The organism is Dactylosporangium siamense (genome assembly GCF_016862795.1).
GTDB lineage: Bacteria > Actinomycetota > Actinomycetes > Mycobacteriales > Micromonosporaceae > Dactylosporangium > Dactylosporangium siamense.
Genome location: NZ_BONQ01000077.1, coordinates 67,360 through 87,262 on the forward strand (window position 1 = coordinate 67,360; position 19,903 = coordinate 87,262).

General features: G+C 73.1%; 16 protein-coding genes. 10 read left to right on the forward strand and 6 right to left on the reverse strand.

Annotation, left to right across the window (positions count from 1 at the left end):
- Window position 1: 1 nt before the first annotated feature.
- From Dsi01nite_RS24230 to map, 3 genes are all read right to left on the reverse strand, one after another.
- Entirely contained in the window at window positions 2-2,905 is a 2,904-nt protein-coding gene (locus Dsi01nite_RS24230) for an FtsX-like permease family protein (RefSeq protein ID WP_203848535.1), read from the reverse strand.
- Entirely contained in the window at window positions 2,902-6,090 is a 3,189-nt protein-coding gene (locus Dsi01nite_RS24235) for an FtsX-like permease family protein (RefSeq protein WP_203848536.1), read from the reverse strand. The genes Dsi01nite_RS24230 and Dsi01nite_RS24235 overlap by 4 nt, the downstream gene beginning before the upstream one ends.
- Before the next feature lie 109 nt (window positions 6,091-6,199).
- Window positions 6,200-6,970, reverse strand: coding sequence for a type I methionyl aminopeptidase (map, locus tag Dsi01nite_RS24240; RefSeq protein WP_203848537.1), 771 nt, complete (start codon window positions 6,968-6,970; stop codon window positions 6,200-6,202).
- Between the two features lie 65 nt (window positions 6,971-7,035).
- Here map and Dsi01nite_RS24245 point away from each other — a divergent pair, with 65 nt between their 5' ends.
- The 3 genes from Dsi01nite_RS24245 to Dsi01nite_RS24255 all read left to right on the forward strand — a co-directional run bounded on the left by Dsi01nite_RS24245 (window position 7,036) and on the right by Dsi01nite_RS24255 (window position 9,850).
- On the forward strand, window positions 7,036-7,302 hold the full coding sequence (locus Dsi01nite_RS24245) for a helix-turn-helix domain-containing protein (protein WP_203848538.1): 267 nt from the start codon (window positions 7,036-7,038) through the stop codon (window positions 7,300-7,302).
- Window positions 7,303-7,376: 74 nt separating this feature from the next.
- On the forward strand, window positions 7,377-8,132 hold the full coding sequence (locus tag Dsi01nite_RS24250) for an ABC transporter ATP-binding protein (RefSeq protein WP_203848539.1): 756 nt from the start codon (window positions 7,377-7,379) through the stop codon (window positions 8,130-8,132).
- Window positions 8,117-9,850, forward strand: coding sequence for a hypothetical protein (locus Dsi01nite_RS24255; protein WP_203848540.1), 1,734 nt, complete (start codon window positions 8,117-8,119; stop codon window positions 9,848-9,850). The genes Dsi01nite_RS24250 and Dsi01nite_RS24255 overlap by 16 nt, the downstream gene beginning before the upstream one ends.
- A 72-nt stretch (window positions 9,851-9,922) precedes the next feature.
- Here Dsi01nite_RS24255 and Dsi01nite_RS24260 read toward each other — a convergent pair whose 3' ends face one another.
- The gene (locus Dsi01nite_RS24260; protein ID WP_203848541.1) at window positions 9,923-10,840 is read right to left on the reverse strand and encodes a helix-turn-helix transcriptional regulator; all 918 of its coding nucleotides are present in this window, start codon (window positions 10,838-10,840) and stop codon (window positions 9,923-9,925) included.
- A 102-nt stretch (window positions 10,841-10,942) separates the two neighbouring features.
- On the opposite strand from Dsi01nite_RS24260, the gene Dsi01nite_RS24265 reads away from it, so the two are divergent.
- Window positions 10,943-11,896, forward strand: coding sequence for an aldo/keto reductase (locus Dsi01nite_RS24265; RefSeq protein WP_203848542.1), 954 nt, complete (start codon window positions 10,943-10,945; stop codon window positions 11,894-11,896).
- 14 nt (window positions 11,897-11,910) lie between these two features.
- Here Dsi01nite_RS24265 and Dsi01nite_RS24270 read toward each other — a convergent pair whose 3' ends face one another.
- Window positions 11,911-12,657 (reverse strand): GntR family transcriptional regulator, encoded by a 747-nt coding sequence (locus tag Dsi01nite_RS24270; protein WP_203848543.1) that lies wholly within the window; start codon window positions 12,655-12,657, stop codon window positions 11,911-11,913.
- A 183-nt stretch (window positions 12,658-12,840) separates the two neighbouring features.
- Here Dsi01nite_RS24270 and phnD point away from each other — a divergent pair, with 183 nt between their 5' ends.
- Genes phnD through Dsi01nite_RS24300 form a run of 6 tightly spaced genes read left to right on the forward strand, consistent with a single transcriptional unit; the run spans window position 12,841 to window position 19,140 of the window.
- Window positions 12,841-13,785, forward strand: a complete 945-nt coding sequence (phnD, locus tag Dsi01nite_RS24275) for a phosphate/phosphite/phosphonate ABC transporter substrate-binding protein (protein ID WP_203848544.1) — start codon at window positions 12,841-12,843, stop codon at window positions 13,783-13,785.
- Window positions 13,786-13,790: 5 nt separating this feature from the next.
- Window positions 13,791-14,570, forward strand: coding sequence for a phosphonate ABC transporter ATP-binding protein (phnC, locus tag Dsi01nite_RS24280; protein ID WP_203848545.1), 780 nt, complete (start codon window positions 13,791-13,793; stop codon window positions 14,568-14,570).
- Window positions 14,571-14,578: 8 nt separating this feature from the next.
- A complete protein-coding gene (gene phnE, locus Dsi01nite_RS24285) occupies window positions 14,579-16,276 on the forward strand; it encodes a phosphonate ABC transporter, permease protein PhnE (protein WP_203848546.1) in 1,698 nt (565 codons plus the stop codon).
- Entirely contained in the window at window positions 16,273-17,409 is a 1,137-nt protein-coding gene (locus tag Dsi01nite_RS24290) for a TIGR03364 family FAD-dependent oxidoreductase (protein WP_203848547.1), read from the forward strand. The genes phnE and Dsi01nite_RS24290 overlap by 4 nt, the downstream gene beginning before the upstream one ends.
- 11 nt (window positions 17,410-17,420) lie before the next feature.
- Window positions 17,421-18,089, forward strand: coding sequence for an HAD family hydrolase (locus Dsi01nite_RS24295; RefSeq protein ID WP_203848548.1), 669 nt, complete (start codon window positions 17,421-17,423; stop codon window positions 18,087-18,089).
- A gap of 1 nt (window position 18,090) precedes the next feature.
- Entirely contained in the window at window positions 18,091-19,140 is a 1,050-nt protein-coding gene (locus Dsi01nite_RS24300) for a zinc-binding dehydrogenase (protein WP_203848549.1), read from the forward strand.
- A gap of 28 nt (window positions 19,141-19,168) precedes the next feature.
- Here Dsi01nite_RS24300 and Dsi01nite_RS24305 read toward each other — a convergent pair whose 3' ends face one another.
- Window positions 19,169-19,864, reverse strand: coding sequence for a Crp/Fnr family transcriptional regulator (locus tag Dsi01nite_RS24305; protein ID WP_203848550.1), 696 nt, complete (start codon window positions 19,862-19,864; stop codon window positions 19,169-19,171).
- Between the last annotated feature and the right edge of the window lie 39 nt (window positions 19,865-19,903).

Below are 19,903 nucleotides of genomic sequence, written 5' to 3' on the forward strand. Positions count from 1 at the left end.
ACTACCGGACGAGTCCCGGCCGGCGCCGCGTCGCCGGGTCGGTGCCGCCGGCGCGCAGGGCCACGGCGAGCAGCAGGGTGACGCTCGCCAGCCAGGTCAACGGCACCGCGACCACATCAGGCCAGTGCGGCAACGGCAACGCCGGCAGGTCCTCGCCGAACACCGGCAGTGCCCACCCCGTCAGCCGCCACACTGCCAGCGCCGTCACCAGGCCGGCCACGCCGCTCACCACGACCAGCGCCGGATACGTCCACAGCCTCGCCCGCCGCAGGGCTCGGCGGGGAAGACCCTGGGTGCGCAGCGACGTCTCGTCCACGACCCGGGCGGACCGGTCCACCACGGCGATCAACCCGAGACCACCTGCGGCGAGGAGCACCGCCAGCGCACCCGACAGCAGATGGAACCACGTCGCCAGCGCAGGACCCTGCGAGGCAAGGCGCCGGCGCGTCTCGTCGACGGTCATGTCGTCGGTCACGATCAGGCCCTGGCGGGCCAGCAGCGTCAGCACATCAGCGGGGGCCGAGGTGTTCAGCCACACCTCCGACCGCTCGGCGGTGCCCGCCTCCGTGGCGACCCGGTTCGCATACTCCAGGTCGACCAAAGACCCCGCAGTCCCGAGCCGGGGCAACGCCTGCGACGCCCCGGCAGCGAGCACCGGCAACGGATACGGCGCGTCCACCGGCTGGAGCCAGACCCCGTCCGGCAGCCCACCCGGCGCGTCCACCGCCAGCCGCAGCCCACCCCGCACCGCCGCCAGCTGCCCCCCGCTGACCCGCCACCGCGACGCATCGCCGAGATCCACACCACCGAGAAGGCGCACGGAGACCGTGACGCGGGTGCTGGTCGGTGAGGTGCTGCGCGCCCGGAGGTGAAGGCCCACCAGTCGGCAGCCGGAGACACAAAGAGGTGTCCGTTCTTGGAAGGTGTACGTCCCGTCGGCCGCCGCCGTGAACGGCAGCGTCACGGTCCCAAGTCCGTCCACAGAGGACAGCACCACCGAAAGCTCCACCGGCACCGACATCCGCAGGTCGGCCACATCAAAGGCCAGCGGCAGCGCGGACCCGGAGAACGTCACCGGCGGCCGCGCCGGCGGATGCAACAGTGCGGCCACCTCCGCCGAGGAGCGCCGCCCGTACGACGGCAGCCAGTCGACCACAGTGGACAGTCGAGGCGTGTCCACCGCGAGCGAGTCGGGCAGTTGCGCGGCAGCCATGGCGAACCGGCCGTCCGGGTCGACGGCACGCACCGCCTGCAACAGATGGTCGCGGGACACCGGGGCGACCGACACGACCCGCGGCGCGCCGGTGCCGATCCGCGCGGCCAGGTCGCGGTCCTGGGCGGCCACGTCGGCGGCGCACACCGCGTACCCGAGCACGGCCACCGCCGTCACCAGCAGCAGGACGAGCCGCTGCGCCCCGGACCGGCGGGCGAGGTGCAGGGCTGCGAGGGAGACACCGAGCCGGCCGCGGCGCAACGCCGACCGCCCGAGCAGCCCGGCGAGCGGCGCGAACAGCCGGGCGAAGAGCAGCGCGAACGCCAGGATGCACAACGCCGGCGCCAGCATCCCCACACCCGTCAGGCCCGTGACGAAGAGCTGGCCGACCGAGGCGGCGGCGAGCACCCCGACCAGCACCTCGCCCACCGGCAGCGTCCGCCCGGTGCGCCGCGGCCGGACCCTGCGCAACAGCTCGACCACCGGACTGAGCAGGTGCCGCCGCTGCGCCAGCAACGCGACCACCAGCGCCCCGGCCGCCGCGAACGGCGCGTTCCGCAGCGCCGAGAAGCCGAGGAACGGCCCGCCCAGGCCGGGGAACAGCCACGCCGACAGCGCACCGACCAGCAGCTGACCGGCGACGCACCCGGCCACCGCACCCGCCACGATCGCGGCCAGGTTCTCGCCGAGGGCGAGCAGCCACCGGTGCCACCACGACCCGCCGTGCAGCGCCACGACCGCCAGCTCCGGACGGCGGCCCTCCACGCCGTAGTCCACCGCCAGGTACAGCACCAGATACGCCAGGAGTAGCAGCGGCACCGCGCCGACCGGGACCGTCTGCCGGGCCAGGGTCCGGCTGCGCTCGACCCGGGTGAGCAGCGCCGGGATGGCGGTGGTGACGGTGAACGCCTGGCTGAGCCTTGCCGTGCGGTCCTTGAGGTCGGCGAGCTGGTTGCGCAGCTGCGAGATGCGGTCGGCGTCGAACGTCCCCGGTGCCGCGGTCGCGTCGACGCCGACGAGCGTCGACGTGCGCTGGAACAGGGCGAGGGTCGCCGCGCTGGTGAAGACGGGCTCGGCGGTGACGTGGACCGCGAAGTAGTCGTGCGCGCCCCAGTACTCCTCCTGCGGCGTGGCCGGGCGGTACACCCCGACGACCGTCAGCGGGGTCGCCTCCCCGAACGCGGCGTAGATCGGGCCGGTGGGGGAGCCCTTCGACACGGCGAACGCCAGGTCGATCGGGTCGCCGACGCCGAGGCCCAGCCGCTTGGCGGTGTGCTCGCCGAGCACCACCTCACCCGAGCCGAGGAAGCAGCGGCCGGACAACAGCGTCACGTGGGCGCAGGCTTCCTGGCGGTAGGTCAGCCGGGACGCGTCCGTCGGGGACGGTTCGATGCCGACGGTCGGGAACTCGGCGGAGTACACCTGGGTGAAACCGGGGATGGCGAGCAGCGCACCGGTGACGTCGGTGAAGTCGACGGTGCTCGTCGAGGTGTTGTCCACGGTCGCGCTGAGTGCGACGGTGCGCTCGCCGGGCGCCGCACCGGCCACCTCGCTGCGGACCACGGCCAGGTCGATCGTGCGCAGATACGCGGGCACCGCAACGGTCGCGCCGACCACGACCAGCGTCAGCAGCATGAGCGTCACCGCCTGGCCGCGCCGGGTGCGCAGCATGGCAAGCACCAGGGCGATCACCGGCGGGCCCTCCTGGTAACGAACAGCACGATCAGCGTCGCCACACCCAGGACGGCAAGGGCCAGCAGCCCCGCCCCGGCGAGGGCCTCCGGACGCACCGCCGACGGCGGCGGGAGCAGCCGCCACCCGTCGAGGAACACCGCCGGCGGATCCGCGAACCGGGCGACGAGCGCCGCCACGAGCAGGCCACCGGCGACGCCGGACCCGACCAGCGCGGCCTGCCCGCCGAGCTCGGCCCCGGTGACCGCACGCAGCGGCAACCCCTGCGCGCGCAGCGCCCGCCACTCGCGGGCCCGGTCCGCCCGCTGGACGGTCACCGCCACGGCCGCGGCCACCGCCGCGAGCAGCAGCGCGAGGACCGCGACCAGCAGCTGGAACCGGGCGGTGAGCGCGGACCCGTCCTGGTCGAGCCGGTCGAGGCGGTGCGCGACACCGTCCGTGCCGACGACGCCCACCCCGGCATCGCCCAGCGCGGCCACCAGTGCGGTCACCGTCGCAGGTGGGGTACCCGCGGCGATCCACACCTGTGGCACCCCGCCAAGACCGGCACCGGCCGCCGCGTGCAACGCCGCGTCCAGGTCGATGACGGCGCCGGCCCGCCCCAGCTGCGGCAGGACCGCGGCGGTCGCGGCGACCCGCACCGGCACCCCGGACCCGCCGAACAGCGGCAGCACCGGATCGCCGGACAGCCACGCCCTGGGCGCCGGTCCGGCCAGGATCACCGGTACCGCGGCCACCACGTCGACGACATACGCGTGGTTGTCGGTCTGCGCCCGGGGGATCCGCAGCGTCAACGCGCCCTGACGGGCACCCACGCTCATCGGCGGGCCGGTGTCGGCGCCGCGCCACCGGCGCTGGTCGCCGAGGCTGGCGCCGCTCAGGATCACCGCGTCGGGGCCGGCCTGGCGCAGCTCGCGGACGGTCAGGGAGGCGCTCGCCGGGCGTTCGCCGCGGGCCGGTCCGGCTCCGGTGAGGGCTCCGGTGAGGGTGAGGCCGACGATGCGGCAGCCGGGCGGTGCCTCACAGCCGGTGACCGGCGCGGAGACCTGGTGCTCGCCCGGCGGGACCGGGCCGATCGGCACCGACAGGTCCGCGCCGGTGGTGCTGTGCCGCAGGGTCAGGACGAGGCGGACCGGGTCGGCGGCGTCGTTGCGGGCGGTGAGCGTGAGGGCGGTGCCGTGCACGAGCGGCAGTGGTTCGGCGCGTGCCGCCGACGGGTCCAGCGCGGTGGCCGCACCGTACTGGGGGCGCCAGTCCGCCACCGCCGGCAGCCGGGCCGCGTCCACCGCGAGCACCGGCACGGACGCGCCGAGGTCCGCCACGACCGCCATCGCGGTGCGCCCGCCCGGGTCGGCCCGCCGGACCGCAGCCAGCAGCGCGGTGTGGTTGGCCGCCTGGACGGTGAGGACCTGCGCGGCGCCGACCTCCGCGGCGGCCCGGTCGGCCCTGGCCGTGCGTCCGACCGCGAAACCCTGCGCGGCCAGGCCCAGCAGCGCCACCACGACCACCGTCAACACCACGATCCGGTCGGCGCCGGGCTGCCGGGAGAACCGCAGCGCAGTGAGCGCGAGGCGCAGGTGCCCGAAGCGCAGGGCCGCCCGCCCGGCCCGGTTGCTGCCGGCGGCCAGCAGCCGCGCCAGCAGGACGGCGCCGGCAAGCGCGATGAGGGCCGGCGCGGCCACGCCCACACCGCCCGCACCCGCCCCGACGCCGGCACCAGCGACGGCGCCGGCCGCGCCAGCGACGGCATCGGCGGCACCCGCGACGGCGTCGGCCGTGCCCGCGACAGCGCCGGCGGCACCCGCACCGGCGGCACCCGCACCGGTGACCGCGCCCGCGCCCGCGAGTGTGTCCGTGCCGGTGGACGTGCTTGCGGCGTGCGCCTGGTAGAGCGCCGCGCCGGCCACGGCGAAAACCACCACGTCGAGCGTCCGGCGCCGCCAGCCCCGGCCGCGCGACGGCACCCGCCGCAGCAGGGTGGCCACCGGCGTGCGGAACGCGGACAGCTCCCCGGCCACCAGCACCGCCAGCCCGACCACTACCGCGATCAGCACCGCCACCCCGGTGAGCCCGGCGAGTCCGGCGAGTCCAGCGAACCCGCTCGACCCGGCGAACCCGTCCGACCCGGCGCCCGGTCCCACCGCGCCAGGCCCCGCCGCGACCCGTGCCACCGCGAACCCGAGCAGCACCCCGAACGGCACCGCCACCAGCATCGGCAGCAGGTGCTGCCCGGCGGTGAGCCGGAGCATCCGCCACCGGGTGCTGCCGCGCAGCCTGAGCAGCGCGATGTCGGGCCGCCGGTCCTGCGCGGTGTGCCGCCCGACGATGGCAAGGGCCAGCCAGCACAGCACGAGCGCCTGCACCCAGCCGCCCAGCATCCCCCCGCGCACCGCCGCGCGGTCCGCGTCGACAGCGTCGAGCAGGTCCTCACCCGGCGGCACGAGCACGAAGCCGGCGTTGTTCATGGTGTACGCCACGTCGTGCACCTCGCCCCGGTCGATCAGCCGGGCGGGCAGCGGCGCGGTGTAGACGGCGGTCGGCTCGCCGAGGTCCTGGCCGGCGAACGTGGCGAGGGACACGAACGTGGGATCGAGGGATTCCTCGCCGGCGGTGATCTGGCCGGGCCCGAACATGGGCTCGGCCCAGTACGCGCCCGCCGGGTCGACCCGCTCATACGTCCCCGTGACCAGCAGGGTGACCGGCGTGGCGGACTGGGTCCGCAGCGTCAACCGGTCGCCCGCCCGCAGGCCCAGGGTGTCCGCCGCGCGCCGGCTCAGCACCGCCTCGGCCGGTGCGGAGGGGCAGCCGCCGGTGATCCGCAGGTGCGCGCAGACGTCGTCGCGGTACGCCACCGGCGCCACCCGCCGGAACCCCTCCGTGATGCTGGTCAGCGGCAGGGTCAGGCCGAGCACCGGCGCCGCGCCGGTCGACGGCAGCACCCGCTCGACCGAGGCCCGGAAGTCCGCCAGCGCGGCCGCGGGATCCCGGCCGACCGGGGTGCCCCGGTGCACCGTGAGGATCCGCTGGGCGGGCGGTGCGGCGGCGACGTCGGCCGCGGCGGACCGGTCCGCGGCGGCGCCGGCGAACTGCGGGCCGGCGGCGGCGACCGCGCACAGCAGGACGGTCAGCGCCAGGACGGCGATCCCCTGCGCCACCCGCCGGCGCAACGCGTCGAGCACCAGCATGCGGATCCCCCATCGCCCGCCGTCGATCACGCTCGCCGAGCACATTACCGGCGGGAGTCTTCTGCTGGCGTCCCGTGACCGCGCTTTCTTCGGGACCGGGAGAAAGTCGTTACGCGGGCAGGGTGAGGATCTCGGCGCCGTCGGGGGTGATCGCGATCGTGTGCTCGCTGTGGGCGGTGCGGCAGCCCGTGGCGCTGCGCAGCGTCCAGCCGTCGGCGTCGGTGACGAGCTTGTTGGTGTCCGCCATGATCCACGGCTCCAGGGCGAGCAGCAGGCCGGGGCGCAGCGTGTACCCGCGGCCGGGCCGGCCCGTGTTCGCCACGTGCGGGTCCTGGTGCATGGTCGTGCCGACGCCGTGGCCGCCGAACTCGGTGTTGATCGAGTAGCCCGCGTCATGCAGGACCGTGCCGATGGCGTGGGAGATGTCGCCGATGCGGGCGCCGGGTCCGGCCGCGGCGATCCCGGCGCTCAGTGCGCGCTCGGTCGCGTCGATCATCGCGACGCTCTCCGCCGGCTTGGCGTCGCCCACGATGAAGCTGATGGCGGAGTCGGCGACCACGCCGGCCAGGGAGACCGCGAGGTCCAGCGACAGCAGGTCGCCGTCGACCAGGGTGTAGTCGTGCGGCAGCCCGTGCAGCACGGCGTCGTTGACCGACGTGCAGATGTAGTGGCCGAACGGCCCGCGGCCGAAGGACGGGGCGTAGTCGACGTAGCAGGACTGTGCGCCGGCCTCGACGATCATCTCGTGGGTCCACCGGTCGATGTCCAGGAGGTTCGTGCCGACCGTGGTGCGCTGCTTCATGGCCTGCAGGATGCCGGCGACCAGGGCGCCAGTGCTCCTCGCCCGGGGCAGATCGGTGGGGTTCAGGATCTCGATCACGCGGCGCCTCACTCCTCCGGCCAATAAGTATCCCGGCCATATTATCCCGGTACTAGAATAGGGTCATGGTCAGGTTGCCGCTCAGTCCCGACGAGGTCGAACGCGGACAGCGCCTCGGTGCCCTCCTGCGCCGCGCCCGGGGAGACAGGTCCATGCTGCACACCGCGCTGAACGCCGGGGTCTCGCCGGAGACCCTCCGGAAGATCGAGTCCGGCCGCGTGGCCACCCCGGCCTTCCCGACCATCGCCGCGATCGCCGACGTCCTCGGCCTGTCCCTCGACGCCGTGTGGTCCGAGATCAACCAGCCGGACGAGGAGCGACTGGCTTCATAAGGTGTAGCTAGCCCCACCCCGGCCGGGTACACAGCGCCAATCTGCTCGGCTCGATATCTTCGTACCGTCGACGCATGCAGACAGCACTGGAGCTTCGGGGACTCACCAAGCGGTTCGGGGACAAGGTCGCCGTCGACGGGATCGACCTCACCGTCCCGCAGGGATCGTTCTACGGGCTCGTCGGGCAGAACGGCGCCGGCAAGACCACCACCCTCTCCATGGCGGTCGGGCTGCTGCGCCCCGACGGCGGCACCGCGCAGATCTTCGGCGCCGACGTCTGGACCGCACCCGACACGGCGAAGGCCATCGTCGGGGTTCTGCCCGACGGGCTCGCGATGCCGGAACGGCTCACCGGGCGGGAGGTGCTCACGTACCTCGGCCTCCTGCGCGGCATGGCCAAGGACGTCGTCGCCCAGCGGGCGGCCGAACTCCTCGAGGTGCTCGAGCTCGACACCGCCGAGAAGGCACTGGTCATCGAGTACTCCACCGGCATGCGCAAGAAGATCGGCCTCGCGACCGCGCTGCTGCACGCGCCGCGGCTGCTGGTGCTGGACGAGCCGTTCGAGGCCGTCGACCCCGTCTCCGCGGCCACCATCAAGACGATCCTGCGCGGCTTCGTCGCCGGCGGCGGGTCGATCGTGCTGTCGAGTCACGTGATGGCGCTCGTCGAGCAGCTCTGCGACCACGTCGCCGTCGTCGACGCCGGCACCGTCGTCGCGGCCGGGCCACTGGACCAGGTCCGCGGCACCAACACCCTGGAAGACACGTTCGTCGGGCTCGTCGGTGGGCAGGACAAGGGGATCAAGGAGCTGTCATGGCTGTCGAAGTGACCATGGCCCAGATGAAGTTCGCCATCCTGCGGCACGCCTTCCGGGGCCAGCGCGCGCAGACCGCCGGCACCGGCGCGGTCCTCGGCGGCCTGCTCGCCGCGGGCACCGTGTACCTCGCGTTCAGCGGGCCGTTCGAGGTCCTGGCCGCCGCCTACGCGGTCTGGCTGCTGGGCTGGGTGCTCGGGCCGGTCTTCATGGGCGGCGGCGACGAGACCGTGCGGCCCGAGTACTTCGCGCTGCTCGGCCTGCCCGCCCGCCGGCTCGCCACCGGGCTGCTGACGGCCGCGTTCGTCGGCGTCGCCCCGCTGGTCAGCCTCGCCGCGCTGCTCGGCCTGCTGGTCGTCGGGGTGCGAAGCGGCAGCGTGCTGCTGGCCGTACCGGCGATGCTGTTGCAGTTGGCAGTGTTTGTGCTGCTGTCCAAGGTCAGCGTGGCGCTGGTCGGGTTGGCGTTGCGGTCGCGGCTCGGGGCGATCGGCTCGGGGCTGGTCAACGGGCTGATCCTGGCGGCGCTCGGGCAGATCTGGGTGTTCTTCGCCGCGTTCGGCCAGACCGGGATTCCCTCGGCGGTGCGCTACCTGCCGTCGTCGTGGGGCCTGCTCGCGGCGCAAGGGGATTGGCGGGCGCTGGCGGCCCTCGTTGTGCTGGTGCTGGTGCTGCTCGCGGCGTGGGCCGCGCTGCTCGGCAAGCGGGCGACCCGGGTTTCCGGGAGTGGTCGTCGCCGGATCGCCGCCGCTTCTTCCGGCGGTGCCGTCATCGCCAAGGAGCTGCGCACCTGGTCCCGCGACCTGGTCCGCAACCACCAGGCCGCGTTCGCCCTCGCCTACGGCGTCGGCTTCGCCGCCAGCCCGCTGCTCATCGGCTGGAACGGCATGCTGCCCTACGCCGGCCCGATCTTCGTGGTGATGGCCGCCGCGATGGCCTCCAACCTCTACGGCACCGACGGCACCGCGCTGTGGCTCACGCTGATGACCCCCGGTGCCAGCGACGTCCGGGGCCGGCAACTCGCGTGGCTGTCGGTGCAGGCGCCGATCGCGATCGTGCTGGGCGTCGCGTTCACGTTCCTGGCCAGCGGGCCGTGGCCGCTGATCCTGGCGCTGCTGGCCGCCCTGCTCGGCGGCGCGGCCGGACTGATCCCGCTGGTGTCGGTGTACGCCCTCGTCCCCGGCACCGACCCCCACCGGCGCGCCGGCAACCCCCTGCGCACCAGCGAGGACGACGGCGGGCTGACCGGGCTCGCGTACCTGATGCTCGCCTCGGTCCTGGTCACCGGTGTGCCGGCCGGGCTGACCGCGATCTACCTCGGCTGGGCCGGGGTGCCGGTGGGCCTGCTCACGGGCGCCCTGTGCTGGTGGGGGTTCGGCCTGCTCGCCGAGCGGCGGCTGCGGTCGCACGGCCCGGAACTGCTGGACACCATGCGCACCGGCCGCAAGCCGCAGACCCGCACGTCGTTCCGGACCGATCACCTGAGCAAGACCGAGAAGGCGATCGCCGGCTGGTGCTTCGGCCTCGGCGCCATCCCGCTCATCCCGCAGGGCATCTTGGCCGCGGTCTTCGTCTCCAACGGGATGCTGCGCCACAGCTGGTTCCTGGCCACGTACCTGCCGGCCGGGTGGCGCTACCCGGTGGCGGCCGGCTTCATCGCCCTGGGCCTGGCGATGTACGGCACGGGCCTGTGGCTGGTCCGCCCGAACCGCCCCAAGCCGGCGCCCGCCTGCTGATTCTCCGCGAACAGACAGATGGCTTCGCGAAGGCGAAGCCATCTGTCATGGCGTTGCTGACAGTCGCGGAGCTCATGAGGTCGGAGCGCCGCTCTGATCAAGAGGGTCCGCCGCCCGAGATGGGGTGGCTGACCAGCTGGCGAGGAGTTTGAGCCGGTCTTCGGACGCGGTGCCGGGTTCGGCGGTGTAGATGATCAGGTTGTGCACGGCCCGGCCGGACAGGGGCAGGTCGAGGTCCTGGAAGGTCAGTTCCAGGTGGCCGACCTCGGGGTGCCGGAGACGTTTGATGCCGTCGTGGCGGATCAGGACGTCGTGCGCGGCCCACTGGTCGCGGAACTCGGGGCTGAGGGTGGACAGCTCGCCGATGAGATCGCGCAGCGCCCGGTCGCGGGGCTCGCGAGCGGCCTCGGCGCGCAGCAGGGCGGCGGTGGCCCTGCCCGCGGCGTCCCGGTCGACGAAGAAGTCGTGTGCGCCTGGGTCGAGGAAGACGTAGCGGGCGATGTTGGGTCGGCCGCGCCCGTCGACGGTGGCGCTGCCGAACATCGGCGCGTACAGGGCCCGGGCCAAGGGATTGCCGGCGATGACGTCCGTGCGGCCGTTGCGCACGAACGCCGAGGACATCGTCATGGAGTCGAGCAGCCACTGGACCCTGGGCGGGACCTCGACGTCCCGGCGACGCGACGGCGTGCGACTCCCGGCCCGCGACGACCGGGCCAGGTCGAACAGGTAGGAGCGTTCGTCGTCGTCCAGTCGCAGGGCGCGGGCGACCGCGTCGAGGACGTCTTCGGACACGCCGCCGATGTGACCCTTTTCCAGCCGCGTGTACCACTCCGTGCTCACGCCGGCGAGGACGGCGACCTCCTCGCGCCGCAGCCCGGCGACCCGGCGGCGGGCGCTGGTCGGCAGTCCGGCCTGCGCCGGGGTGATCTTGGCGCGCCGACTGGCGAGGAAGTCCCGGATCTCGCCGCGGTTTCCGGCCTGCTGGTCCATGTCCTTCACGGTATCCGCAGGTCGCGGCGCTAAGGGGGTAGAGGTTGTCCCCCCATGAACGCGACCTTCTCCGGTGGCGGCGATCGCGGTCTTCTGGGGAACATGACGAGCAAGACACTGACATTTCCGGCGGTGGCGCTGGGCACGTGGGCCTGGGGAGACAGCGGCGAGGCGGGCGACGGCTATTTCGGCAGCCGGCTGACCGCGGCCGGCCTGCGCGAGGTCGTCGAGAAGGCGCAGGCGAACGGGTTCACCTTGTGGGACACCGCGATGGTGTACGGCATGGGCCACTCGGAGACGGTCCTCGCTCAGGCGCTGAAGGGCTACGCCCGCAGCGAGTACCAGCTGTCCACGAAGTTCACCCCGCAGGCCGCGGGCGACGGCGACGAGCCGGTCGCGGAGATGCTGGAGCAGAGCCTCGACCGATTGAGTACGGAATATATTGATCTGTACTGGATCCACAATCCCGCTGACGTGGCCCGCTGGACGCCGCAGCTGATTCCGCTGCTGCGCAGCGGCAGGATCAGGCACGTCGGCGTCTCGAACCACAACCTGAAGGAGATCGCGCTTGCCGACCAGATCCTCGGCGAGGCCGGCTTCCGCGTGGAGGCGGTCCAGAACCACTACAGCCTCCTGCACCGCAGCTCCGAGCGCGCGGGCATTCTTGATCACTGCCGCGAGCACGACGTGCGGTTCTTTTCCTACCTGGTCCTCGAGCAGGGAGCGCTGACCGGCCGGTACGGTCCGGCCCATCCGTTGCCCGCGGGCAGCAACCGGGCGGCCGCGTACAACGGCATCCTGCCCAAGCTCCAGGCGCTGACGGACAGGATGCGCGCGATCGGCGGGGACCGGGGCGTGTCCGCCGCCGACGTCGCCACCGCCTGGGTCATCGCCAAGGGGACCACCCCGATCATCGGCGTCACGAGGGCGAGCTACGTCGACGGGTTGGTCCGGGCGCGCGGCATCGAGCTCGCCGGCGAGGAGATCGCGGAGCTGGAGGCCCTTGCGGACGCCGCGGACGTCGACACGCGCGGCTGGTGGGAGCAGGAAATGTAGGTCGGTCGGCGAGGTCAGCGCTTCGCGGTGAGGTGGGCCTCGAATCCGATCCGGTCGCCGCGGTAGAGCGACCGGACGCGTTCGATCGGGGTGCCGGACGGGTCGCGGCTGATGCGCAGCATGAGCAGCATCGGCAGGGCGGGGTTCGTCTGCAGGAGCAGAGCCTCGCGGGGGCTGGCCAGGGCGGTCTCGATCCGTTCGGTGGCCTCGGCCCAGACGACGCCGAGCTCGTCCTGCATGTAGCGATACAGGGAGCCGCTCGGGTCGAGGCCGTCCAGCAGGGTCGGGAACCGCTCCGCCGGCAGGTGCGTGGATTCCAGGCCGATCGGCTCGCCGTCGGCGCGCAGGACCCGCTCCAGGTGCACGACCGGTGCGCCCGGCTTGATCTCGAGGGCCGCGGCCAGTTCGTCGTCGGCCGGGACCTCCTCCGCCGTGATGACGAGGCGCGAAGGCTCGTGGCCCATGGCCCGCAGGGATTCCGTGTAGCTCGCGAGGGACAGCGGGTGGATGAGCTTGGGCTCGGCGACGAAGGTGCCGCGTCCCCGCTGGGCGGCCAGCCGGCCCTCGATGACGAGCTCCGAGATCGCCTGGCGGACCGTGGAGCGGGCGACGCCGTAGTGTGTGGCGAGGTCCCGCTCCGGTGGCAGCGACGCGCCGACCCCGAGCTCGGCGATCTCGCCGAGGATCAGCGCCTTGACCGCGTAGTACTTCGGGACCCGGCCGTGGTCGGGGATGCCGGAGCGATGCGAGGGGACCGACACGGCGTCACCCTACGGCATCCCGGCCTGCTCACGGCGGCCCGGAAGGGCTGTTTATAACGGATTCGCAACAGGTCCGAACCTTAGGTGGTCGTTCCCGCCGACCTACGGTGCGTTCCCGGCCCGTTCACCATCCCTCCCTACCTTGGCGACCGCTGACACGGGGTTCGCCAAGAAGGGTTGACCATGAAGATCTCCGCTCGAGTTGTGCTCGGTGCGGTCGCTGCCGTTGCGCTGCTGGCCGGCACAGCCGCCTGCTCCTCCGACGACACCGACACGCCCACCGCGGCGGGCGCCTCAGGCACGGCCGGAGGCGCGACCGGCAAGTTCGCCAAGGACGCCGGCACGCTCGTGTTCGGCGTGGTGCCGGACACCGCCTCCACGCAGCAGAACTATCAACCGTTGCAGGACTACATCGCCAAGGTCTCCGGGCTCAAGGTCGAATACCGGGAGTCGTCCGACTACGCCGCCCTGGTCGAGGCCGCGGTGTCCGGCAAGGTCGACATCGCCAGCTTCTCCGGCTTCACGTACGTGACGGCGAAGAACAACGGCGCCAAGATCACGCCGTTCGCGTCCATCATCACCAAGCAGGGCCAGGAGCCCGGCTACTACTCCGAGGCGATCGCCCCGGCCAACTCCTCGATCAGCAAGATCGAGGACTTCAAGGGCAAGAAGGTCTGCTTCGTCAGCCAGACCTCGACCTCCGGCTACCTGTACCCCAGCTACAACCTGCTCAAGGCGGGCATCGACCCGACCAAGGACGTCACGCCGGTCTTCGCCGGCAAGCACGACGCGTCGGCGCTCAAGGTGTCGCAGGGCAAGGAGTGCGAGGCCGGGTTCGCCGAGGACGTCGCCGTCGAGGCCCAGTCCGGGCTCAAGACCATCGCGAAGACCTTCGTCGTCGGCGCGCCGATGACCCTCGCCGACGCACTGCCGGCGGACCTGAAGCAGAAGCTCATCTCGGGCCTGCAGAACGTCACGATCGACCAGATCAAGGCGGCCGGCATCACCGGCGCGGACTCCGACAACTTCAAGAAGACCTTCTACGCGCTCGCGCCGGTCGACGACGCGAAGTACGACATCATCCGGGATCTGTGCAAGCAGACCAAAGCCGCGGCCTGCGGAAAGTAACGACCATGACAGTCAGCGACGCGCCCGTGATCGAGGCACACGGGCTCAGCAAGACCTTCGGGCAGGTCGCCGCGCTGCGGGACGTGTCGCTGACGGTCAGCCCCGGAGAGATCGTCGTCCTGCTCGGGCTCTCCGGCTCGGGCAAGACGACCCTCCTGCGCCACCTGAACGGACTCGAGACCCCGACGGACGGCCGGCTCCGCGTCCTCGGCGAGGACATGGCCGCCCTCCGCGGCGGTGACCTGCGCCGGCTGCGCGGCCGCATCGGGATGGTGTTCCAGCAGTTCCACCTGGTCGGCCGGCTGACCGTGCTGGAGAACGTGCTCACCGGAGCCCTCGCCGGCCTGCGCGGCCCGCGCCTGGGCATCGCGTCATACCCGCGGGAGCACCGGCGGCGCGCCCTGACCCAGCTCGACCGGGTCGGTCTGCTGGACAAGAGCTACCAGCGGGCCGACACGCTCTCCGGCGGCCAGCAGCAACGCGTCGCCATCGCCCGGGCCCTGATGCAGCAGCCGGAGATCCTGCTCGCCGACGAGCCGGTCGCGTCGCTCGACCCGGAGTCCAGCGACCAGGTGATGTCGCTGCTGCAGGAGATCGCCGCCGAGCGGCAGCTGACCGTGATCTGCAGCCTGCACCAGGTGGAGATCGCCCTGGCCTGGGGGCGGCGCATCGTCGGCATGCGCAGCGGCAGCGTCGTGCTCGACACGCCGGCGGCCGACCTCACCCGCGAGGCGGCCATGCGGATCTACGGCCGGGTCGCGGCGTCGCTGGCAGAAGCCAAATGAGCGGCCAAATGAGCACCGAGGTCGACCTGGAGCGGCTCGTCAAGCGCCCCGGGCCGGCGGCCTCCACCGTGGTCGCGGCCGGCCTGCTGGTGGCGCTGCTGACGTTTGCGATCTGGTCACTGATCCAGGTCGGCTTCACCGTCGAGACCTTCACCGAGAGCGCCGGCAAGGTCGGGCCGTTCCTGGACCGCATGCTCCCGCTGGAGTTCCCGCCGGCCGCCGAGCTCCTCCGGTCGATCGGCGTCACCCTCGGCGTGGTGCTGTGCGGCACCGTGCTCTCCGCCGTGCTGTCGGTGCCCATCGCCTACATCTCGGCCCGCAACACCAGCCCGGCGCGCTGGCTGGTCCCGGTCGGCCGCTCGATCGGCGTCGTCGCCCGCGCCGTCCCGGACGTCGTGCTGGCCATGCTCTTCGTGCTGCTGTTCAGCCTGGGCTCACTGCCCGGCATCCTCGCGATCGCCCTGCACTCGATCGGCATGATCTCGAAGCTCTTCGCCGACGCCATCGAGCAGATCGACGAAGGGCCGCGCCACGCGATCCGCTCGACCGGCGCCTCGCCGGCCCAGGAGTTCTGGTCCGGGGTCTTCCCGCAGGTGCTGCCCTCCTGGATCGCCACCACCCTGCACCGCGGTGACATCAACCTGCGCGGTTCCGTTCTGCTGGGGTACGCCGGCATCATCGGACTCGGCTACGACCTGCGCCTGGCGCTGGAGTCGCTGAACTACCACCTCGCCATGGCGCTGGCGCTGGTCATCTTCGGGCTGTGCGTGCTGTTCGAGATCGCCTCGACCGTGATCCGGGCGCAGCTGCTGGGTGTGGCGCCGTCCGGCGTCAGCCTCGGGTCGCGGCTCGCGCGGCGGCTGTCTCCCGACACCTCGCATTCGGCTTTTGAAAACCAGGGCTTCGAGGGGCGGGTGGATGCGGCCATGCGCCGCCCCTGGACCCCGGACCGGATCAAATCCACGGCGTCGATCATCCTCGCGGCGGTCGTCGTCGTGGCCGCGGTCATCGGCTCCGAGGCGAAGTGGCTCGACCTGTTCAGCTTCTGGTCCCAGATCCCGTTCCTCCTCGACCGGACCTGGCCACCGTCGATCGAACCGCGCACCTGGACGAACGTCTTCGACGCCCTGCTGGTCACGCTGCAGATCGCGGCGGCGGCCACGCTGCTGAGCCTGGCCGTCTCGCTGCTCATCGGCCCCCTCGCCGCCCGCAACGCCGCCCCCAACAAGCCGGTGCGGCTGACCGCCCGCCTGCTGCTGCTGGTGATCCGCTCGATCCCGGAGCTCATCCTGGCCATCGTCCTGATCATCATCACCGGGCTGGGCCCGCAGGCCGGCACCCTAGCCCTCGCGGTCGTCGGGGTCGGGCTGCTCGGCAAGCTCATCGCCGACTCCCTCGAAGAGGCCCCGCCCGGTCCGCAGCTCGCCGTGCACTCCGTCGGCGGCACCCGGACCCAGGTGTTCTTCTCCGCGACCGCGCGGCTCAGCGTGCCCGCCCTGGTCGGCCACACGCTGTACCTCTTCGACTCCAACATCCGCTCCGCGACGGTGCTGGGCATCGTCGCGGCCGGCGGCATCGGCTACTACCTGATCGACGCCACCCGGGTCTCGCGCTACGACCAGGTCACCGCGTTCGTCATCGTCCTGGTGACCGCCGTGGTGGTCGTCGAGGGCATCTCCGCCGTCGTCCGCCGGGCGCTGCGGTGACCGCCGGGTTCGACCTCGCCGTCGTGGGCGCCGGCATCGTCGGCCTCGGCCACGCCGCCGCCGCCCGGGAGCGCGGGCTGCGGGTCGTCGTCGTCGACCGGGCCGACGCGATCACCGGCGCCAGTGTGCGCAACTTCGGGCACATCTGCGTCACGGCCCAGAGCGGTCAGGCCCGGCAGTACGCCGAACGGGCCCGCGAACTGTGGCTGCGATACGCCCAGCGGGCCGGCTTCTGGGCCGCCGAGTCCGGCACCGTGGTCGTGGCCCGGGCCGCCGACGAGCTGGCCGTCATCGAGGAGTGGAGCCGGACCGAACCGGGGGTGACCCTGATCGGCGCCGACGAGGTGACCGGCTGGGCGCCGGTGGCCGGCCCGACCGGCGGCGCCCTGCTGCCCCGGGACCTGCAGGTCGACCCGCGCCAGGCCGCCCCGGCGCTGGCCCGGCACCTGGCCGCCGCCGGGGTCGAGTTCCGCTGGCGGACCTCGGCGTTCGGGGTCGACGGCGGCGTCCTGCACACGTCCCGCGACCCGATCCGCGCCGACGCGGTCGTCGTCGCGGTCGGCCACGACGTCGACCAGCTCTACCCGGACATCGCCGAGAAGGCCGGCGTCGTGCGGTGCGGGCTGGACATGCTCCTGGTCGAGCCGGGGACCCTCGCGGCGCCGCTGCGCGCCCCGGTCCTGACCGGATGGTCCCTGCTGCGCTACTCCGCCAGCACCGCGACCACGGCCGCCGCGGCCCTGCGGGAACGGCTCGCCACCGACCACCCCGAGCTGTACGCGCTCGACCTCAACCAGATGTACACCCAGCGACCCGACGGCACCGTCATCGCCGGCGACACCCACTACCGCAGCCTCGCGGTGCCCCCGTTCCAGGCGGAGTCGTCCTTCACCGCGCTGGCCGACATCACCCGCGAGCTCTTCGGGCTGGCGCGGCTGCCGGTCCGCGAACGGTGGCAGGGCACGTACGCGTCGGCGCCGGAGGAGTTCCTCATCGCCGCACCGGCCGACGGGCTGCGGGTCGTGTCCGTCACCACGGGCATCGGGATGACCACCGGGCTCGGCCTGGGCGAGGCAGTGGTCGACGACCTTTTCGGAGCCCGGTCTTCCGGCCGCGCTCTCCGCACAGTGTGAAAGGCAACGACATGCGATTCGAGACCGTGGTGCTGGACCTCGCCGGGACGCTCGTGGTGGACGACGGCCTGGTCGAGGAGGGCTTCGCGCGGGCGTACGACCGGGTCCTGCCCGGCGACCCGGGCCGGGCCGCCGCCCTCGAGCACGTGCGGGTGACCATGGGCCAGTCCAAGATCGAGGTGTTCCGCGCCCTCGCCGACGAGGCGACGGCGCAGCGGCTCAACAGCGCCTTCGAGGCCGCGTACGCCGAACTCGTCGACGAGGGCCGCTGCGCGCCCATCCCCGGCGCCGAGAAGGCGCTGGCCGAGCTGCGCGAGCGCGGGCTGGCCGTCGTCTTCACCACCGGCTTCGGCCGCGCCACCGCCGACGCGATCGTCGACACCCTCCACTGGCAGGACCTGGCCGACGCCGTCCTCACCCCGGCCGACGCCGGCCGCGGCCGCCCGGCACCCGACCTGGCACTCACCGCGCTGCTGCGCACCCGGACCAGCTCCGTCGGCGCGCTCGTCGTGGTCGGCGACACCGAGTCCGACGCCGGCTGCGGTGTCAACGCCGGCGCGGGGCTCGTCGTCGGCGTCCTGACCGGCGGCCGGCCCGAGTCGGCGCTGCGGGCCGCCGGCGCCCACGACGTGATCGGCAGCGTCGTCGAGCTGCCCGCACTGCTCGACGCACGGGGCTGACGTGGGCGGCGACGGGGTGCGGTACGCGCGCTGGGACGGCGTCGGCAGGCCGTTCCGGATCGTCACCACGGACCGGCCCGCGGACCTGGCCACGGACCTGGCCGCCGGCGAGGTGCTGGTCGAGATCGAGCTGGCCACGATCTGCGGCAGCGACCTGCACACCGTCGCCGGTCACCGGCCCACCCCGACGCCCACCGTCCTCGGCCACGAACAGGTCGGCCGCGTCGTCGCGACCGGCGCCGGCGCTTCCGTGTGCCCGGGCGACCGGGTCGTCTGGTCGGTGACCGTCGCCTGCGGCGACTGCGCCCGCTGCACCCGCGGCCTGGAGCAGAAGTGCCTGCGACTGCGGAAGTTCGGCCACGAACCGATCACCGCCGGCTGGACCCTGAGCGGCGGCTTCGCCACCCACGCGGTGCTGCCGCCCGGCACCACGATCGTCTCGGTCCCCGAGGACCTGCCCGACGTCGTGGCCGCACCCGCCTCCTGCGCGACCGCCACCGTCGCGGCCGTGCTGGACGCCGCCCCGGCACTGGCCGGCCGGCGGGTCCTCATCACCGGGGCCGGGCTGCTCGGCGTCACCGCCACGGCGATGGCCGCCGCGGCGGGCGCCGAGGTCACCGTCTGCGACCCGGACCCGGCCCGCCGGCTGCAGGCGGGGCGCTTCGGCGCTTCGGCGCTGGTCACCCCGGACGAGCTGCCGACCGGCGTCGACGTCGCCGTCGAACTGTCCGGGTCTACGGCGGCCGTGGCGGGATGCCTGGCCGCGCTCGACGTCGGCGGCCACGCCGTCCTCGCCGGCACGGTGTCGCCGGGACCGGCGGTCGCCCTCGACCCGGAGCGGCTCGTGCGGGGGCTGCTGACCGTGACCGGCGTCCACAACTACCGGCCTTTGCACCTGGCGCGGGCGGTTGCCTTCCTGGCCGGCCACCACCACCGGTTCCCGTTCGCCGACCTCGTCGGGGAACGCTTCGGCCTGACCGACATCGAGCACGCGGTCACCGCGGCCGGCCGCACCCCCGCCCTGCGCCAGGCAATCGACACCCGCCGCTGACCACCGGCGGCGCAACCGGGTCCGGCACCTACAGCTCGGCCGTCCGTTGGAGGAGGTCCAGGTCCACCACCGTGACGGTGCGATACCCGGTGATGATCGAACCGGCCTGCCGGAACTCCCGCAGCGACTTCTGCACGGTGACCTCGGCGGCGCCGCACAGGCTGGCCAGCTCGGACTGGGTCAGCTCGAAGCCGATCTCCAACCCGGTCGTGGTGCGGCGGCCGTAGGTCAGCGCCATCTTCACCAGCACCCGGGCGACGCGGACCCGGGCGGGGTAGGCGGTGAAGTCCACCCGGAACTGGTTGGCCCACCGCAGGCGGTCGGCGACCATGCCGGCCAGGGCGAGCGCGGCGCTGGGCTGGTGCTCCAGGAACGTCTGGAACCGGGAGCGGCGGATCACGCTGTACACCAGCGGGGTGCAGGCGGTTGCCGTGGCCGAACGGGGCAGGTCGTTGAGCGCGGACATCTCACCGATGAGGTCACCGCTGACCCGGATCGCCAGCAGCGAGTCGACGCCCTCGGCGGTCAGGACGGTGACCTTCGAGATGCCGCTGTGCAGCAGGATGACGTGCCGCTCCACGGCGCCCTGGCTGATCAGCACGTCGCCCGGCTCGGCCCGGCGGCGCGGCGTCATCGTCCGCAGGCTGTCACGGGCCTGCGCGGTCAGCCGATGCAGGTATGAGCCGGGTGCCCACGTGACGGTGTCGACGTCGATGACACTCATGTGCGCCAACCTCCAAGCATAGACGATCGACGATACCAT

Coding starts and splice junctions, on each gene's coding strand:
- Dsi01nite_RS24235 (WP_203848536.1), bottom strand. CDS start 6,090: ATGCTGGTGCTCGACGCGTTGCGCCGGCGGGTGGCGCAGGGGATCGCC.
- Dsi01nite_RS24255 (WP_203848540.1), top strand. CDS start 8,117: ATGGCTGTCGAAGTGACCATGGCCCAGATGAAGTTCGCCATCCTGCGG.
- phnE (WP_203848546.1), top strand. CDS start 14,579: ATGAGCACCGAGGTCGACCTGGAGCGGCTCGTCAAGCGCCCCGGGCCG.
- Dsi01nite_RS24305 (WP_203848550.1), bottom strand. CDS start 19,864: ATGAGTGTCATCGACGTCGACACCGTCACGTGGGCACCCGGCTCATAC.
- Dsi01nite_RS24245 (WP_203848538.1), top strand. CDS start 7,036: ATGGTCAGGTTGCCGCTCAGTCCCGACGAGGTCGAACGCGGACAGCGC.
- phnC (WP_203848545.1), top strand. CDS start 13,791: ATGACAGTCAGCGACGCGCCCGTGATCGAGGCACACGGGCTCAGCAAG.
- Dsi01nite_RS24260 (WP_203848541.1), bottom strand. CDS start 10,840: ATGGACCAGCAGGCCGGAAACCGCGGCGAGATCCGGGACTTCCTCGCC.
- phnD (WP_203848544.1), top strand. CDS start 12,841: ATGAAGATCTCCGCTCGAGTTGTGCTCGGTGCGGTCGCTGCCGTTGCG.
- Dsi01nite_RS24295 (WP_203848548.1), top strand. CDS start 17,421: ATGCGATTCGAGACCGTGGTGCTGGACCTCGCCGGGACGCTCGTGGTG.
- Dsi01nite_RS24265 (WP_203848542.1), top strand. CDS start 10,943: ATGACGAGCAAGACACTGACATTTCCGGCGGTGGCGCTGGGCACGTGG.
- Dsi01nite_RS24250 (WP_203848539.1), top strand. CDS start 7,377: ATGCAGACAGCACTGGAGCTTCGGGGACTCACCAAGCGGTTCGGGGAC.